Annotated in this window: 1 protein-coding gene and 1 pseudogene; both read right to left on the reverse strand. The window is 47.6% G+C overall.

Annotation, left to right across the window (positions count from 1 at the left end):
• Positions 1-1,223: SpoIID/LytB domain-containing protein (locus tag B3B27_RS07290; RefSeq protein ID WP_286847203.1), on the reverse strand; the 1,223-nt coding region annotated here is incomplete at its 3' end.
• Positions 1,220-1,759 (reverse strand): annotated as a pseudogene (locus B3B27_RS07295) (glycosyltransferase family 2 protein); the annotation flags it as partial. The pseudogene B3B27_RS07295 and the gene B3B27_RS07290, both read right to left, overlap by 4 nt.

Below are 1,759 nucleotides of genomic sequence, written 5' to 3' on the forward strand. Positions count from 1 at the left end.
ATCTGGCACAATCCCACACCGTGTCCCCATCCGGCCCCTGTGAGTGTGAACAGTTGCGGCACTCCCTCATTGTTTTCATCATAGGCATCCACCACGAAGGCAGAGCTGTAGAGGTGCGATCTTGAAAGTGTACGCCTTATTTCGAGCTCTTTGCCGATGGTCATAACCCGTTTTGTACCGATAATCTTCAGCCGGATAATACGGCCCGATGTGCCCCTTTCGAGTGGCTGCATATCGATAATCTCTCCAAAATCGATACCTGACCGTTCTCTGATAAGATTTGCCAATTCATGTTGAGAATAGTCCACCTTCCAACGGTAAAAGTCGGAGGTTTCCTGGTCGTAGTCGTTTAAAACCTGTTTCAGTACTTTCGCATTCTGCGTGTTACAATAGGCTGGGGGAGAGGTGCGTATCCATTTTTCGGCACTCTCTTCACCGGTGAGATCCGCGGGAAGTGCCCCTGCTTCACTATCTGGTTTAGCCTGCAGGTAGGGGTGGATGACCGGTTCCCATACATTTTCAAATGTCTCCGTCACCCCTCCGCAACATTTCGAGAAGCGGGCATCGCAAATTGTCCCGTTAAATGTGAGCACTTCGCCACGTGTTTGCTCGACAACTTGCTTCACCAACGGCGTCGATTGTTTAGTAACTCCTTGATAACGCTGACAATGGTCATCTGCACAAACATCGAAATTGGCATGGTCTTCACGGTCGTACCATCGGACGATTTCGGTAGATCTAACGAACGAGGTACTGTAATCTTTCCTGATCAACTTATTCTTCTGAATCTGTGCCAGAAGCCAGCTCCGGGAAATTACCGCATGTGCCTTCAGCAACTCTTCCGAGCTGGTGGCACTCATTTCTGACGAAATAACGCTCGTGAGATAATCTTCCAGTGAAACAATGTTGATTGCAGAGACCGCACTGTTCTCTGTAATGAATTTTAATCCACCAATAAAGCTCTGATTTTCTTTTTGTTCCCAGTGGAAATTAACACCGATAATCACATTTTTAAGTTCAAAACTATCTTTGTGCGGACGATCTGCTTCGAAAGAAATATCATCGTATAATTGACCATTGAAGAGAATCTTTCCATCCGAAAACTCTACCGAGTAGTCGCCTGGCGTGTATTCTTTTCCGTTAAATTTATAGGCTGTCAACAGCGAAAAGTTGATCTTCGGCTGTTCCAGTAAAATGCCGACGTGAATAAACGGTTCCTTTATTTGCGATTTTTTCTGGCCTGTAGCTCCCATGTCCTTATTTTGTCTTTGTAAAGGTTATGTGCATTCATTTTCACAATGTCCAGCGAAGCGTCGCTGTTATCCTCCCAGCGGCGGCAAAGGTACAATATATCATAAATGCGTCCTATCTGATAACGACGTGAAATGTTGAGCCCGAGTGCGTAATCCTCTCCGTAGCTGGTGTTGGGCACCTTGATTTCTCGCAGTACCGGCGTATAGAAAGCCCGTGGCGCCCCAAGCCCGTTTATGCGAAGCGCGTTGTTCCTTCCGTTTTCGGGAGTCCACTCGCGGTGGTCGATGATCCCCGGCGGTATCTCTTCCATATGGAAGTCGGTCATCTGATAGGTCCCTACCACCATGGCGCAGTTCTGTTCGTAGAAAGCATTTACAATTTTCTGTAGCGTGTCCTCTCCGCTGTACACATCGTCGCTGTCTAACTGCACGGCAAACTTTCCGCATTTTGTGTGATGTACACCCATGTTCCAGCAGCCTCCGATGCCCAGGTCGTCTCTTTCAGG

It is taken from the genome of Proteiniphilum sp. UBA5463 (assembly GCF_002427225.1).
In the GTDB taxonomy this organism is placed as follows: domain Bacteria; phylum Bacteroidota; class Bacteroidia; order Bacteroidales; family Dysgonomonadaceae; genus Proteiniphilum; species Proteiniphilum propionicum.